Origin of the sequence: Paractinoplanes toevensis (assembly GCF_018332695.1) — a bacterium.
GTDB classification, from domain to species: domain Bacteria; phylum Actinomycetota; class Actinomycetes; order Mycobacteriales; family Micromonosporaceae; genus Actinoplanes; species Actinoplanes toevensis.
The window spans coordinates 60,284-74,942 of the sequence record NZ_BOQN01000003.1; the positions used below are offsets into that span (position 1 = coordinate 60,284).

At 71.0% G+C, this 14,659-nt stretch carries 13 protein-coding genes; 11 read left to right on the forward strand and 2 right to left on the reverse strand.

Features of this window, described 5'->3' with window-relative positions; genetic code table 11:
• The first annotated feature begins 57 nt into the window (after positions 1-57).
• The 8 genes from Ato02nite_RS01370 (at position 58) to Ato02nite_RS01405 (ending at position 9,535) form a co-directional block, all read left to right on the forward strand.
• Positions 58-783: a response regulator transcription factor gene (locus tag Ato02nite_RS01370; protein WP_213004464.1), complete on the forward strand. Its 726-nt coding sequence runs from the start codon at positions 58-60 to the stop codon at positions 781-783.
• On the forward strand, positions 780-2,300 hold the full coding sequence (locus Ato02nite_RS01375) for a sensor histidine kinase (RefSeq protein ID WP_213004465.1): 1,521 nt from the start codon (positions 780-782) through the stop codon (positions 2,298-2,300). The genes Ato02nite_RS01370 and Ato02nite_RS01375 overlap by 4 nt, the downstream gene beginning before the upstream one ends.
• A 65-nt stretch (positions 2,301-2,365) precedes the next feature.
• Positions 2,366-3,586: an efflux RND transporter periplasmic adaptor subunit gene (locus tag Ato02nite_RS01380; protein WP_213004466.1), complete on the forward strand. Its 1,221-nt coding sequence runs from the start codon at positions 2,366-2,368 to the stop codon at positions 3,584-3,586.
• On the forward strand, positions 3,583-4,320 hold the full coding sequence (locus tag Ato02nite_RS01385) for an ABC transporter ATP-binding protein (protein ID WP_213004467.1): 738 nt from the start codon (positions 3,583-3,585) through the stop codon (positions 4,318-4,320). The genes Ato02nite_RS01380 and Ato02nite_RS01385 overlap by 4 nt, the downstream gene beginning before the upstream one ends.
• Before the next feature lie 85 nt (positions 4,321-4,405).
• The gene (locus Ato02nite_RS01390; RefSeq protein ID WP_213004468.1) at positions 4,406-5,614 is read left to right on the forward strand and encodes an ABC transporter permease; all 1,209 of its coding nucleotides are present in this window, start codon (positions 4,406-4,408) and stop codon (positions 5,612-5,614) included.
• 18 nt (positions 5,615-5,632) lie between these two features.
• The gene (locus Ato02nite_RS01395; RefSeq protein ID WP_213004532.1) at positions 5,633-6,229 is read left to right on the forward strand and encodes a hypothetical protein; all 597 of its coding nucleotides are present in this window, start codon (positions 5,633-5,635) and stop codon (positions 6,227-6,229) included.
• A gap of 111 nt (positions 6,230-6,340) precedes the next feature.
• The gene (locus tag Ato02nite_RS01400; RefSeq protein WP_213004469.1) at positions 6,341-9,103 is read left to right on the forward strand and encodes a helix-turn-helix transcriptional regulator; all 2,763 of its coding nucleotides are present in this window, start codon (positions 6,341-6,343) and stop codon (positions 9,101-9,103) included.
• A 174-nt stretch (positions 9,104-9,277) separates the two neighbouring features.
• Positions 9,278-9,535, forward strand: coding sequence for a hypothetical protein (locus Ato02nite_RS01405; protein WP_213004470.1), 258 nt, complete (start codon positions 9,278-9,280; stop codon positions 9,533-9,535).
• On the opposite strand, the gene Ato02nite_RS01410 is transcribed toward Ato02nite_RS01405, so the two are convergent.
• Both Ato02nite_RS01410 and Ato02nite_RS01415 read right to left on the reverse strand, forming a co-directional pair.
• Positions 9,523-10,536, reverse strand: a complete 1,014-nt coding sequence (locus Ato02nite_RS01410) for a TerC/Alx family metal homeostasis membrane protein (RefSeq protein ID WP_213004471.1) — start codon at positions 10,534-10,536, stop codon at positions 9,523-9,525. The genes Ato02nite_RS01405 and Ato02nite_RS01410 overlap by 13 nt on opposite strands.
• Before the next feature lie 84 nt (positions 10,537-10,620).
• Positions 10,621-11,382, reverse strand: coding sequence for a dioxygenase family protein (locus tag Ato02nite_RS01415; RefSeq protein WP_213004533.1), 762 nt, complete (start codon positions 11,380-11,382; stop codon positions 10,621-10,623).
• 448 nt (positions 11,383-11,830) lie between these two features.
• Here Ato02nite_RS01415 and Ato02nite_RS01420 point away from each other — a divergent pair, with 448 nt between their 5' ends.
• From Ato02nite_RS01420 to Ato02nite_RS01430, 3 genes are read left to right on the forward strand one after another with little or no spacing between them, the layout of a single operon-like run.
• Complete coding sequence (locus tag Ato02nite_RS01420) at positions 11,831-12,481, forward strand: GOLPH3/VPS74 family protein (RefSeq protein WP_213004472.1); 651 nt, start codon at positions 11,831-11,833, stop codon at positions 12,479-12,481.
• 42 nt (positions 12,482-12,523) lie between these two features.
• Positions 12,524-14,044: an APC family permease gene (locus Ato02nite_RS01425; RefSeq protein WP_246605958.1), complete on the forward strand. Its 1,521-nt coding sequence runs from the start codon at positions 12,524-12,526 to the stop codon at positions 14,042-14,044.
• Positions 14,041-14,646 (forward strand): GNAT family N-acetyltransferase, encoded by a 606-nt coding sequence (locus Ato02nite_RS01430; RefSeq protein WP_213004474.1) that lies wholly within the window; start codon positions 14,041-14,043, stop codon positions 14,644-14,646. Before Ato02nite_RS01425 ends, Ato02nite_RS01430 begins: the two co-directional genes overlap by 4 nt.
• Positions 14,647-14,659: the final 13 nt, after the last annotated feature.

Genomic DNA, 14,659 nt, shown 5'->3' on the forward strand with positions numbered 1-14,659 from the left:
CCTAGGTAGCATTGATACTCATTCCGGGTGCTATCTGATTCCCGATCTTCTGTCGCGGTGAGCGAGCCCCCGGCGCGGGCCGCCCGGGTCCTCGTCGTCGACGACGAGCCCAACATCTCCGCCCTGCTCAGCGCCACGCTCCGGCTGGTCGAGTTCGAGGTGCGGGTGGTCGACACCGGCCACCGGGCCCTGGTCGCGATCGAGGAGTTCGAGCCCGACCTGGTGGTGCTCGACGTGATGCTGCCCGACGTGGACGGCTTCGACGTCGCCAAGCGCCTGCGGGCCAACGGCAGCCGGGTGCCGGTGCTGTTCCTGACCGCCCGCGACGCGGTCGAGGACCGGATCTCCGGTCTCTCGGCCGGCGCCGACGACTACGTCACCAAGCCGTTCAGCCTGGAGGAGGTCGTGCTGCGGATCCGGGCGATCCTGCGGCGCAGCCAGCCCGAGCTGGATGGTCCGGGTGCCGACGCCGGGGTGCTGCGCTACGCGGATCTGGAGCTCGACGAGGACGCGCACGAGGTGCGCCGGGCCGGCCGGCTGATCGACCTGTCGCCGACCGAGTTCAACCTGCTGCGCTACCTGATGATCAACGCGGGCCGGGTGGTCAGCAAGGCGCAGATCCTGGATCGGGTCTGGAAGTACGACTTCGGTGGCGACGGCCGCATCGTCGAGTCGTACGTGTACTACCTCCGTCGCAAGATCGACAAGACCGACCCGCCGCTGATCCACACCGTCCGCGGTGTCGGCTACGCCCTGCGGCTGCCCCGCGGCGGAGAAGAGTGAGATCCGGGCTCCGCTGGCGACCGCGGCGGTGGGGCCACTGGACTCTGCGCGCCCGCCTCGTCCTGGTGGTCGGCGCGCTCGCCGCGGTCGCCCTGATCGTCGCGAACGTCGCCGGGCTGGTGCTGATCCGCACCTACCTGCTGGGCCGCATCGACGACCAGCTCACCGGGATGGCCCGGCCGTTCGCCGAGGACCACCCGGCCGCGTTCAGCAACTACGTGCCGCGGGGCCGGTTCCAGCGACTCGGGCCCGAGCAGCTGATGTACGTCTACGACCCGGACGGCACGCTGAACGCCGACCGCAGCTACACCACCGACAAGACGGCCGCCGCGGTCGAGGACTTCACCGAGGTCAAGTCCCGGGCCGCCACCGCGAGGCCGTACACGATCAGCGGGACCGGCAACGACTGGCGGGTGATCGCCGTGCCCGACTCGTCGAGTGGCGGCTACGCGGTCATCGGGGTGTCCCTCTCCGAGGTCCAGCAGACCACCGACCAGCTGCTGCTCATCGACGCCGGCGTCTCGGTGCTGGTGCTGGCCCTGCTCATCGGGGGAGCGTGGTTCGTGGTCCGGCTCGGCCTGCGCCCCCTCACCGACATGGAGGACCTGGCCACCGAGATCTCGGCCGGCAACCTCTCCGGCCGGGTCGCCGACACCGATCGGCACACCGAGCCGGGCAAGCTCGGCCTCGCGCTCAACTCGATGCTCACCCGCATCGAGGCCGAGGTGGACGCCCGCACCGACAGCGAGCAGCGGCTGCGGCAGTTCGTCGCGGACGCCTCGCACGAACTGCGCACCCCGCTCACCTCGATCCGCGGCTTCGCCGAGCTGTACCGGCGGGGCGGCGCACCGCCCGGCGCGGCCCTGGACGAGACGATGAGCCGGATCGAGGGTGAGGCCGGCCGGATGGGCGTCCTCGTCGAGGACCTGCTCATGCTGGCCCGCCTCGACCAGCAGCGGCCACCGCCCGCGCTGCGCCCGGTCGACCTGCTGGAGATCGCCGCCGACACCATCCGGGACGCGCACGCCCGGGTGCCGGGCCGGCCGGTGAAGCTGTCCGGGCTCGAGGACGACACCGACACGTTCGAACCGGCTACCGTGCTCGGCGACGAGCACGGCCTGCGCCAGGTCGCCACCAACCTGGTCGCCAACGCGCTGCAGCACACCCCGGACCGCTCCCGGGTCACCGTGCGGGTGGGCCGGCTGCCGGCTCGGCCGCCGCGGGCGACCACCGTGCTGTCCGGCCCGGCCACCGTGCGGCCCGGCCTGCCCCTCGCGGTCTTCGAGGTGACCGACGACGGGCCTGGTGTGCCGCCGCTGCACGCCGCCCGCGTCTTCGAGCGGCTCTACCGTGCCGACTCCAGCCGCACCCGCGGCCGGGGCGGCGGATCCGGGCTCGGACTGTCCATCGTGGCGGCGATCGTTCACGGTCACGGAGGGTGGGTGGAACTCGATGCGCCACGCGGCGGAGGGGCCACATTCCGGGTCCTGCTGCCGACCTCCGGTGACACCCCGTGAGATTCCGAGCTGGCTCCGAGCTTCCGACGAAGATCCTCCCAGGCCGCCCCACCACAGTGTCCCGCATGCCAGCGCGCCTTAACCTGCGACGTCCCACAGTGGCGGTCAACGCCGCCCTCGGAGTCGCCCTCGTCGCCGGGGCCTTCTGGGCGTACGAGACCCTGTCAGGACCGGACACCACGACGGCCGCCAACGCCTCGGTTCGCTCGGTTCCGGTTCAGCAGGGCACGGTCACCAAGACCGTGTCCGCGGACGGGACCCTGGAGAGCGCGAGCACGGCGACCGCCAGCTTCGAGACCGGCGGAACGGTCACCGCGATCAACGTGAAGGTCGGATCGGTGGTGAAGAAGGGACAGGTGCTCGCGAAGGTCGATCCGGCCGACGCGCAGCGCACCCTGGACGCCGCCGAGACCGACCTGGACGCCGCGAACGACGCCCTGGACCGGGCCGAGGACGCCGGGTCGGACACCTCGACCGCCGAGAACGAGGTCGCCCAGGCCCAGGACGCGGTCGACGACGCACAGGCCGGGGTCGACGGCACCGTGCTGAAGGCCCCGATGGCCGGCACGGTCACGGCGGTGAACGGCACGCTCGGCAGCTCCTCCTCCGGCAGTTCCTCCTCCTCGTCGTCGTCCGGTGGCAGCAGCAGCGGCGGCGGTTCGAGCGCCGGCGGCGGCAGCAGCTCCACGACAAGCTCCTCGAGTTCCTCGTCGTCCGGCTTCGTGGAGATCGCCGACCTGACCAAGATGCAGGTCGGCGCCGACTTCGCCGAGGCCGACGCGACCAAGCTCAAGGAGAAGCAGGTCGCCCAGGTCACCTGGAACGCGCTGTCCGGCACCACCGCGACCGCCAAGGTCACCGCGATCGACCCGTCCGGCACCACCAGCAACAGCGTGGTGACCTACGGCGTCACGCTGACCCTGGACAAGGTGCCGACCGGCGCCAAGGTCGGCCAGACCGTGTCGGTTTCGGTCACCACCGGCAGCAAGGAGAACGTCGTCTACGTCAATTCGGCGGCGGTGACGACGGTCGGCACCCGGCACACGGTGACGGTGGTCGCCAACGGTGCCTCGGAGGCGCGTCAGGTCGAGATCGGGCTGGAGGGTGATGCTGCCACCGAGATCACCTCCGGTGTCACGGTCGGCGAGCAGGTCGAGCTCAAGACCACCTCCACCTCCTCGGGCAGCGGCACCACCGGCCAGTTCCCGGGCGGCGGCCAGTTCCCCGGCGGCGGCACCGGCAACTTCGGCGGCGGCAACCTCGGCGGCGGCGGGGGCCCGCGATGACGCGCCCGGTCATCGAGGTCCGCGACCTGCAGAAGATCTACGGCGAGGGCGAGGCCACCGTGCACGCGCTGGCCGGGGTGTCGCTGGTGGTCGAACGCGGCGACTACGTGGCGATCATGGGTTCGTCCGGCTCCGGCAAGTCGACCCTGATGAACATCCTCGGCGCGCTCGACGTGCCCACCCACGGCACCTACCACCTGGACGGGGTGGACGTCAGCAAGCTGGGCGACCGGCAGCTGGCCCTGGCTCGCAACCGGCTCATCGGGTTCATCTTCCAGTCGTTCAACCTCATCCCGCGGACCACCGCGGTGGCGAACGTCGAGCTTCCACTCGCGTACGCCGGGGTGAAGCCGCGCGAGCGGCGCCGGCGAGCCCTCGCCGCGCTGAGCGTGGTGGGTCTCGACGACCGGGCCAAGCACGAGCCGAACCAGCTCAGCGGTGGTCAGCAGCAGCGCGTCGCGGTGGCCCGGGCACTGGTCACCGAGCCGGCCCTGCTGCTCGCCGACGAGCCCACCGGCAACCTGGACAGCCGCTCGACCGAGGACGTGCTCAACGTCTTCGACGACCTCAGCGCGGCCGGCCGGACCATCGTGATCATCACGCACGAGGACGAGGTCGGCGCCCGGGCCAAGCGGCTGGTCCGCCTGGTCGACGGCCGGATCGTCCAGGACACCCGCCAGTCGCCGCTCAACCAGCGGCCGGTCGGCGCCTTCGCGGGACGGCACACGGCATGACCGCCTGCACCGAGCGGCACCCAGCCGCACATGCGAACGGCGCCGCAGGCGAGGGCCAGAAGGGCATGCCAGAGGTGAGCGCAGCATGAGCTTTCGGGAAGTAGTGCGGTTCGCCCTGCGGGGTCTGTCCGCCAACAAGCTGCGATCGGCGCTCACCATGCTGGGCATCCTGATCGGTGTCGCCTCGGTGATCCTGCTGGTCGCGGTCGGCAACGGATCGGCCAAGGCGGTCAGCGACCGGATCGAGGCGCTCGGCACCAACACCATCACGGTGATGAGTACCAACCGGGGCGGCTCGTCCAACACGTCGCTGACCACCGAGATCGCCGACGCGCTGACCGACCCGACGATGGCGCCCGACGTGGCGTCGGTGTCCCCGGTGGTCAGTTCGTCCGCGACGATCACCTACGAGGGCACCGACCACGACGTCAGCACGTTCGTCGGCACCACCACCGACTGGTTCAAGGCGTCGAACACGCCGGTCGGTGAGGGCGCGGGGTTCAGCGCGGACGACGTGGCGCAGGGCCGGCGGGTCGTGGTGATCGGCGAGACCGTGGCCGAGGAGCTGTTCCCCGGCGTCGACCCGATCGACAAGCAGGTCACCGTCAGCGGCGCGCTGTTCACCGTGGTCGGCGTGCTGGCGGAGAAGAGCTCCACCGGCAACCAGGACTCCAACGACACCGCGATCGCGCCGCTCAACGCGGTCCGCCAGGTGCTCAGCGGTTACGGCGCGCTCAGCTCGATCCTGGTCGAGGCGAAGGACCCGGACAAGGTCGACCTGGTCCAGTCCGAGGTGTCCACGATCCTGGACCAGCGGCTGACCACCACGGCGTCGTCGACCAGCTCGAACAGCACGCCGTACCGCATCCAGAACGCGTCCCAGCTGCTGGAGACGCAGACCGCGACCGCCGACACGTTCACCACGCTGCTCGGCGCGGTGGCCGCGATCAGCCTGCTGGTCGGCGGGATCGGCATCACGAACATCATGCTGGTGACGGTGACCGAGCGGACCCGGGAGATCGGCATCCGCAAGGCTCTCGGCGCACCACGGCGGGTGATCCTCAACCAGTTCCTGATCGAGGCCACCCTGTTGAGCGTGATAGGCGGCGCGCTCGGCGTCGCGGCCGCGCTGATCGGCAGCAACTTCGAGATCGTCGGCGTACGACCGGTGATCGTGCCCAGCTCGGTCGGGCTCGCCCTGGGCGTGTCCATCGCCATCGGACTGTTCTTCGGCGGCCTGCCCGCCAGCCGCGCCGCCCGGCTGCGTCCCATCGACGCGCTGCGCTACGAGTGAGGATCCGCTGTGACTCCCATGAATGACGACACCGCCGTGATCTCGACCGTTCCGGCCGAACCGGAGTTCGACGATCCCCGCGACGACGACCTGGCCAAGGAACTCGCCAAGGCCGCGCCGAAGAAGTGGTGGAACAAGGCCACCATCGTGCTCACCGCGGCCGCGCTGCTGGTCGGTGGCTTCGTCGGCGGCCTGCAGGCGCAGAAGCAGTGGGGCACCAGCAGCAGCAACACCGCCGGCGGTGCCCGCGCGGGCGGCTTCGGCGCCGGCGGCACCGGAGCCGGACGGTACGGCGGCGGCACGGGTACCGGCGCCGGCGCGTACGGCTTCCCGGGCGGCGGGACCGGTCAACAGGCCGCCCCGCAGGCGGGCGCCACCACCGCTGCGGCCGCCGGCACCACCGGCACGGTGAAGCTGGTCAACGGGACGACGATCTACGTGCAGACGCCGGACGGCGACGTGGTGACGGTCAAGACCGACGGCAAGACCTCGGTGTCGACCGCCAGCAAGGGCAAGCTCTCCGACGTGAAGGCCGGCCAGTCGGTCACCGTGCAGGGCGCGACCGGCACCGACGGCACGGTCACTGCCACCTCGGTGACCGCCACCGCTAAATAGATCGATGTGAAGCATGTGACAAGGTCAATTGTCTTGTCATATTCGAAAGCATTGATGGGCGACCCCTGGCTTCCTACGCTGTAGCCAGCTCGGACCTAGGGGGTGACTCGCGTGCAGGCCGACGCGACCACCCTGCGCGGTCGCGCCGCACTCCTGGCCGCCGTCGACAGTCGGCTGGCCGCCGGGGGCGGCGTGGCTCTGCACGGCCCGGCCGGCATCGGCAAGACCGCGGTGCTCGACGCGGTGGCCACCGGTGCGGTCGCGCGCGGCGAGCTGGTGCTGCGGTTGCGGCCGGTGCGCACCGAGCGCTCCCTGCCGTACGCCGGGATCGCCGACCTGGTGTCGCAGATGCCGGAGGACGCCGCCGCGGCCCTGCCACCCGCCCAGCGGGCCGTTCTGGCCGCCCTGCGGCAGGGCCTCCCGCCGCGCGGGGGGACCGCCACGCTGGTCCGCCGGCTGGTCCTGCCGTTGCTGCTCGCCCACTGCGCCCGCAGGCGCGCCGTGCTGCTCGTGCTCGACGACGCCCAGTGGCTCGACGCCGAGTCGGCCGAGATGATCGGCTTCGCGATGCGCCGCCGGCCCGGCCCGCGGGTGCGGGTCCTCGCCGCGCAGCGCCGCCCCGACCCGGCCGGCAAGCGCCGCGCGGCCCGGCTGTGCCCGGCACCGGTCCTCGAACTGGCCGTGCCCCCGCTGGCCGCCGACGACCTGACCGCCCTGCTCGAGGCCCGCGGCCTGCCCTGCCGGACGGCCAGCCGGATGCACGAGGCCAGCGCCGGCAACCCGTTCCTCGCCCTCGCCCTGGGCGGTGCGCTCGCCCCCGGACCGGCCTGGCGGCCCGCCGCGATCCCGGAGGCCGCCCGCGAGCTGCTGCGCGACCGGCTCCGCGCGCTGCCCGCCGAGGTGACGACCACGCTGCTGGTGGCGGCGCTGGCCACCGAGCCGACCACCACCGTGCTGCTGCGGGCCGGCCGCGACGACGCCGACCGCGACCTGCGGGTGGCCGCCGCCGGCGGGACGGTCGAGCTGGACGGCGAGGCGATCCGGTTCACCCCGCCGCTGCTGGCCCAGGTGCTCGCCGAGGAATCCACCGCGGCCCAGCGGTCCGCCGTGCACGCGTCGCTCGCGGCCGGCGCGATCGACACCATCGAGGCGCTGCGGCACCGCGCCCTGCGCACCACCCGGCCGGACGCGACCGTGGCCCGCTCGCTGGCCGCCGCGGCCGACCGCTGCGCCGACCGGGGAGCCGGGCGCACCGCCGCCGAGCTCTATCTGCTGGCCGCCGACCGCTGCCCGCACACCCTGGCCGCCCAGCGGCTCGACTGGCTGGTGGTGGCCGCCCGGACCGCGCTCACCGGCGGGGCGTCGGCCCTGGCCGGCCGGGCCGCCGAGGCGGTGATCGCGGCCGACGCGCCGGCCGGGCACCGGGTGCGGGCCCGGCTCGTCCTGCTCGACCTGGCCGGGCAGGCCATCGCCGAGATGGGGGAGACGTTCGCCGCCGCCCTCGCCGAGGCCGGCGACGACCCGGCCCTGCTCGCCCCGATCCGGTTGCGGCTGACCTGGGCCGCGTTCCTCACCGGCGACCCGGACCGGGCCGCCACCGAGGCGGGGCGCACCGTCGACGCCGCCCGGCAGGCCGGCGATCCCACCACCGAGGCGATGGCGCTCAGCCTCATCGCCCAGGTGCAGCGGCTGCGGGGCGAGCCCCGCTGGATCGAGACGCTGGGCCAGGCCCTGGAGCTGCCGGCCACCCCGGCGCCGGACTGGCTGCACTACGGGCCGCGTTACATGGCCGCCCGGTTCGCCATGATGGACGACCGGGTCGACGAGGCCCGGGAGGAGTTGCTCAAGCTGCTCGTGGTCGCCGAGCACGACCGGATCGGCGAGGCCCGGGTCGAGGTGCTGCGCAGCCTGTCCGAGGTGGCCACCCGGGCCGGGCGCTGCCGCGAGGCGCTGCAGTACGCCCACCGGGCGGTCGAGGCCGCCCAGCACGCCGGGCTCAGCCCCGGCCCGACCTGGTACACGGCGGCGGTCGCCGAGCAGGCCGGCGGGAGCCTCGCCGCCGCGGCCGGGTTCGCCCGCCGGGGGGTGCGCGCCTCCGAACAGGAGGGTGACAGCCTCTACCTGCGGCGCAACCTGCACGCGCTCGGCCAGGCCGAGTTGCGGGCGGGGGAGACCCGGGCGGGGGTGGCGGCGCTGCGCCGGCTGCGCGACCTGGAGGCCGAGTCCGGCGGCGCCGACCCGATGATCGTGCGCTGGCACGGCGATCTGGCCGGCGGGCTGGCCGCCCTCGGTGAACACGCCGAGGCCGCCGCCATCCTGGCCGAGGCCCGGGCCGCCGCACACCGGCTCGGCAATTCGCCCGGCACGGTCGGCTATCTCGACCGGGCCACCGCCGTGGTGCTCTCGGAGAGTGGTCACGCCGACTCGGCGGTGGTGCTGTCGGCCGCCGCGGCCCAGCACTTCGAACAGTTGCACCAGCCGATCGAGCAGGCCCACGCGCTCCTCGTGCAGGGTGGCGCCGAGCGGCGCCGGCGGCGGTACGCGGCGGCCCGGATGGCGATCAGCGCGGCCCTGACCATCTTCCTGGCCGCCGACGCGAAGCCGTGGGCCGAGCAGACCGAGCGGGCGCTGGCCCGCACCGAGGGCAACTCGACCCCGGCAGACTTCGGTCTCACCTCGACCGAGCTGAAGATCGCCGGCCTGGTCCGGGACGGCGCCAGCAACCGGGAGATCGCCACCCAGCTCTACCTCAGCGTCAAGACCGTGGAGGCGACGCTGACCCGGGTCTACCGCAAGCTCGGGGTGCGCTCGCGCACCCAGTTGCTGTCCCGTCTGCAGACCCCCGAGGTGTCCGAAGTCACCACCACCGCCTGAGCTGCACATTGTCGACGGAGAGTGACCCCGGCGACATGAAACGCGTGGTCGCCGTCACTTTTGGATCGGGAGTTTTACCTGCTTGATTTGGGGAAGAAGCGGCGGGGGAGGATCGTTGTGAACGAAGGCGACGAAGCCTATCGCCACTACGATCCGTATAGGAGACCAGCCACCATGCAGCTCTCCAGGAGACTCCGCGACGCTCGTACCACTCTGGCCAACCGCCGGACCATGCGCGTCGCCCACCGCCGGCTCGCCGACGAGCTCGCCTCTTTCCGCACCACCGCCGAGCGCGCCGAACTGGACGAGCTCCTCAGCCGCCACAGCAGCGAGGAGACCGAGCAGATCCGGGCCATCCTCTACCGCCAGGACCTCGAGCGCCAGCAGTCCGCCGTGCGGCAGACCGCCGGCCTCGGCGGTTACCTCGGCTGAGGTTTCTGCTCCTCTGCCACTGAACCGGCCCGGACGCTGCCCGCATGGGCCTTGGCGTCCGGGTCTTTCCGTACCTTGACCAGGCTCGCCACCGTGGTGACCACCAGAACTGTCACGATGACGCCGAGCGAGAGCCCGATGCCGACCTCGGGCACCGAGTCGCTGATGTCCTTGTGCGCCCAGTGCAGCACCAGCTTGACGCCGATGAACCCCAGGATGATCGACAAGCCGGTGGACAGGTAGACCAGGCGGTCGAGCAGGCCCTTCACCAGGAAGAACAGCGCGCGCAGGCCGAGCAGGGCGAACGCGTTGGCGACGAAGACGATGTACGCCTCGTCGGTCACGCCGAACACCGCCGGGATCGAGTCGAGCGCGAACAGCAGGTCGGAGCCGCCGATCGCGATCAGCACCAGGAACAGCGGGGTGAACATCCGGCGGCCGTCGACCCGGGTGACCATCTTGCCGTCGACGTAGTCGTCGGTCAGCGGCAGGAACCGGCGGCCGGTCCGGACCACCAGGTTGTCCTCGATGTCCGGGTCCTCGTCGCGGTGCCGGAACAACTGCACGCCGGTCCAGATCAGCAACAGGCCGAACAACAGGAACGTGAACGAGAACAGATTGAGCAGGGTCGCTCCGAGCGCGATGAAGATCACTCGCAGCACCAGCGCGATGATGATGCCGAAGGTCAGCACTTCCTGCTGATATTTCTCCGGCACCGCGAACGTCGCCATGATGATCACGAAGACGAACAGATTGTCGACCGAGAGGCTCTTCTCGACGATGTAGCCGGCGTAGTACTGAGCGCCGAAGTCCCAGCCGGCGACCATGCCGAAGACGACGCCGAAGCCGACCGCCACCGCGATGTAGAAGGCGGACCAGAGGGCCGCCTCACGGAACCCGACGGCGTGCGGTCGCAGCACACCGAGGGTCAGGTCGAGGGCGAGCAGGGCGACGATGACACCGATGGTCAGCGTCCAGCCGAGCGCGGTGACCTCAAGCATGAATCAGGAACCTCCGAGCTTGGTAAAGCGGGGTGATTCCTAAGAATTGTCCCCGCTTCCCCTGGGAAGTACCTGACAAACGGCCTAGGTAACCTGGAACGATCGCTTCGACAGGCCCATCCAGAAGCCCTCGATCGGCTGGTCCGGCGCCCGCTCCGGGTCGTCGGCGGCGCCCAGGGTGAGGAACATCGGGGCGAAGTGCTCGATCGTCGGGTGCGCGAACGGCATGCCGGGCGCCCGGTCGCGGAAGTCCGCGAGCTCGTCGACCGCGCCGCGGGCCAGGGTCTCGGCGGCCCAGGCGTCGAACTCGCGGGACCAGCCGGGTGCGGCCGCGTCGGGCCGCCAGTCGCGCAGGAACGGCAGGCCGTGGGTGGTGAAGCCGGAGCCGACGATCAGCACGCCCTCGTCGCGCAGCGGGGCGAGCCGCCGGCCCAGCTCCAGCAGCCGGTCGGGCTCGAGGGTGGGCAGCGACATCTGCAGGACGGGGATGTCGGCCTCGGGGTACATCACGGTCAGCGGAACGTAGGCCCCGTGGTCCAGGCCGCGGTTGGTGCGGGCGACGCGCTCGCTGTCGGGCATCAGCTTCTCGATGCGGGCGGCCAGTTCCGGTGCGCCGGGGGCGGTGTAGGTCGTCTCGTAGAAGCGGCGCTCGAAGCCGCCGAAGTCGTAGACCAGCGGGACCGTCTCGGTGGCACCGAGCATGAGCGGCGCCGACTCCCAGTGGGCCGAGGCCATCAGGATCGCCCGGGGCCGCGGCAGGCCGGCCGTGAGCTGCTGGAGCTGGGCGACCCAGCGCTCGTCGTCGACCAGGGGCGGAGCCCCGTGGCTCAGGAACAGGGCGGGCATGCGGCTCACGGGTGGACCTCCGTTGAAGCTTCAACTAAGTAACCACAAGAGTACGCCGATTTACTTGCACCGTCAATTACTTACTCTGTGTATATGTTGGCGATCATCAATACTGTCCGTTATCAGTCGATTGCTGCCGACTCAAGCCATAGTTGTCGATCAACATGATCCACGGGGGGTAACCCGTCCGTGGGTTAAATTCGTTTTACGTTCTCCGACATCGTCTTTAACGATCCCTGGTCAGAGGCTTTGCAAAGAATGCATTTTTTCTCCGGCCACACCGGACGGGAACTTGCTCCGCATAGGACGTTGCAACTTGCACCGGACGCTGGCATGCTACGCGATGTTGCGCAGGGGGGCGCTCAACGTAACCAATAGCGACGACCGACGGAAACTACCGTCGGTAATCGCTGCCTGAAGTCACCGCACCACATAAGGAGGGCCCGGAGTGGCGTCGTCGCCGCAACTCCCCCTCGCCGATGATCTGTTTCTGACCGCGCACGACACGGTCAAGGGCAAGTCCCTGCTGACGCCGGCCACCCTTGGTCTCGGGCTCGCAGCGGCGCTGATCGGCGAGCTCGTTTTCTGGCGGCGGCTGGATCTGATCGACGGGAAGCTCGCGCTTATCGACGATCGGCCGACCGGCGATCCGGCCACCACTGCCGTCCTCGACCAGCTGTTGCGCGAGGGTCACCACCGCGCCATCCGTGACTGGATCTCCTTCCTCGCCACCGGCATCGCGACCGACCTGGTGGAGCGCCGGCTGTCCCGCGCCGGGCTGCTGCTCCGGCAGGAGAAACGGGGCCTGCTGGGGACCAAGGTGTCGTTCGTCCCCGCCGACTCCATGGTCGCCGGCTGGCCCGCCACCCGCATCCGCACCTTCATCGGCCGTGGCGAGTTGCTCGACGTCCCCGACCTGGTGCTCGGCGGTCTGATCATGGCCACCGGCCTCGATCAGCACGTCTTCATCACCCTCGACGCTCGTGGCCGCGGGCAGCTGTTCGACCAGTTCCGTCGCCGCCTCCCGGCCATGCTGCAGGATCTCGTCGCGCACACCGAGGCCTCGGTCGGCGACGCCGTCATGGCCCGTCGCGCCTGATCCACCCCCTCAAAACCCCCTCACCCCCTCATGGAGACACGCGTGTCCACCACCGCATCACCGCCGCAGAGTCAGCTCTCATCAGCACTGGCTCGCGACCGCCTCGGCGTCGCCGCGGTGGTCTTCTTCGTCATGTCCGCGGCCGCGCCGCTGACCGTGGTCGCGGGCGTCGTGCCCACCGGCCTCGCGGTCACCGGCCTGACCGGCATCTCCATCGCCTTCATCGCCATGGCCGTCGTGCTCGCGCTCTTCGCGGTCGGCTACGTCGCCATGTCCCGCCACATCGCCAACGCGGGTGCCTTCTACGCGTACATCTCGCAGGGCATCGGCCGGCCGGTCGGCGTGGGCGCCGCGTGGCTGGCGCTGCTGGCCTACAACTGCTTCCAGATCGCGGCCTACGGCGGTTTCGGCGCGATCGCGCAGCCGCTGTTCAAGGACTGGTTCGGCGTCGACATCCAGTGGTGGATCCTGGCGCTGGTCTGCTGGGCGATCACCGCGATCCTCGGCGTGCGCGACGTCGCAGTCAACGGCAAGGTGCTCGCCACCCTGCTGGTCGCCGAGATCATCCTGGTCGTGGTGTTCAGCTTCGCCGACCTGTTCTCGCCGGCCTTCCACGCCTCGTCGGCCCCGCTCGACCTGGGCAGCCTGGTCGGCGCCGGGTCCGGTGCGCTGCTGGCCATGGCGATCACCGGCTTCGTCGGCTTCGAGCAGTCCGTGGTGTTCTCCGAGGAGTCGCGCGACCCGCGCCGCACCGTTTCCCGGGCCACCTACATCTCGATCGCTCTGATCGCCCTGCTGTACGGCTTCGCCGCCTGGGCGATGATCTCCGCGGCCGGTGACGACGTGGTCGGCCGGGCCGGCAACGAGGGCCCCGACCTGTTCTTCAACGTGGCGTCCGACCAGCTCGGCACCGCGGCCATCCACCTCGGCCACGCGCTGTTCCTGACCTCGCTGATCGCCGCGATGATCTCGTTCCACAACATCATCTCGCGGTACACCTTCTCGCTCGGCCGGGAGGGCGTGCTGCCGCGCGCCTTCGGCCGCACGGTGCCCGGCACCGGCGCCCCGAAGAACGGCTCGCTCGCCCAGTCGGCCCTCGGCCTGATCGTCCTGGTGCTCTACGCGGTCATGGGCTGGGACCCGCTGGTCCAGATGTTCTTCTGGGGCGGCTCGGCCGGCGGCATCGGCGTCCTGCTGCTGATCACGGTCACCTCGATCGCGGTCATCGGCTACTTCGCCAAGCACCCGACCGGCGAGGACTTCTGGCACCGCATCGGCGCCCCGGTCATCGGCACCATCCTGCTGCTGGTCATGAGCTACCTGGCGCTGTCCAACATCGCCACCCTGTTCGGTGTCGAGCCGGGCAGCACGCCGACCTGGGTCGTTCCGCTGGCCTACGGCGTGATCGCCATCGCCGGCATCATCTGGGCCCTCATCCTGCGCAGCAGCCGCCCCGACGTCTACTCGGGCATCGGCCTCGGCGCCCGCAGCGCCACCTCGGGCAGCAGTGGTGGCGGTGGCTTCGCGGCAGCGCTCGCCGGCGACTCGGGGACGGACCGTTGAGCGACTACCCGGAGATCCGGTCGGCCCGCGAGGACGAGCTCGGTGCGGTCGGACACCTGATCAGCCAGTCCTTCTTCCACCTCGGCGCCTGCGAGTACCTGGTGCCGCCGCTGGAGGACCGGCTGCAGGTGCACACCGACTACTTCACCCTGCTCACCGAGCACGCGAACAACTACGGCCGGGTCGACGTGATCGACGACCCGTCCGGCAACGGGCTGGCGGCCACCGCCGTCTGGTTCGACTACACGCGTGAGGCGCCCGACCCGCCGAACTACGAGGAGCGCCTGCGGGCCCTGGCCGGCGAGTACCTCGACCGGTTCGAGGCCCTCGACGAGCTCTTCGCGGCGCACCACCCGCACGACCCGCATTGGCACCTCGCCTTCCTGGCGGTCCACGCCGACCACCAGGAGCACGGGCTCGGTGGCAAGCTCATGAAGCGCACCCACGACGAGCTCGACGCGGCGGGTGTGCCGCAGTACCTGGAAGCGACGAACGCGAACAACGTGCGTCTCTACCGGCGGACGGGCTACTCCGACATGGAGCCGTTCGAGATGCCGCTGCCGGACGGCACGCCGTTCTTCCGGATGTGGCGCAAGGTCTGACGTAACGGCCTTT

Excerpts from the sequence above, each read along its gene's own strand:
- Ato02nite_RS01380 (WP_213004466.1), top strand. The coding sequence starts at position 2,366 with ATGCCAGCGCGCCTTAACCTGCGACGTCCCACAGTGGCGGTCAACGCC.
- Ato02nite_RS01385 (WP_213004467.1), top strand. The coding sequence starts at position 3,583 with ATGACGCGCCCGGTCATCGAGGTCCGCGACCTGCAGAAGATCTACGGC.
- Ato02nite_RS01390 (WP_213004468.1), top strand. The coding sequence starts at position 4,406 with ATGAGCTTTCGGGAAGTAGTGCGGTTCGCCCTGCGGGGTCTGTCCGCC.
- Ato02nite_RS01395 (WP_213004532.1), top strand. The coding sequence starts at position 5,633 with ATGAATGACGACACCGCCGTGATCTCGACCGTTCCGGCCGAACCGGAG.
- Ato02nite_RS01405 (WP_213004470.1), top strand. The coding sequence starts at position 9,278 with ATGCAGCTCTCCAGGAGACTCCGCGACGCTCGTACCACTCTGGCCAAC.
- Ato02nite_RS01410 (WP_213004471.1), bottom strand. The coding sequence starts at position 10,536 with ATGCTTGAGGTCACCGCGCTCGGCTGGACGCTGACCATCGGTGTCATC.
- Ato02nite_RS01415 (WP_213004533.1), bottom strand. The coding sequence starts at position 11,382 with ATGCCCGCCCTGTTCCTGAGCCACGGGGCTCCGCCCCTGGTCGACGAC.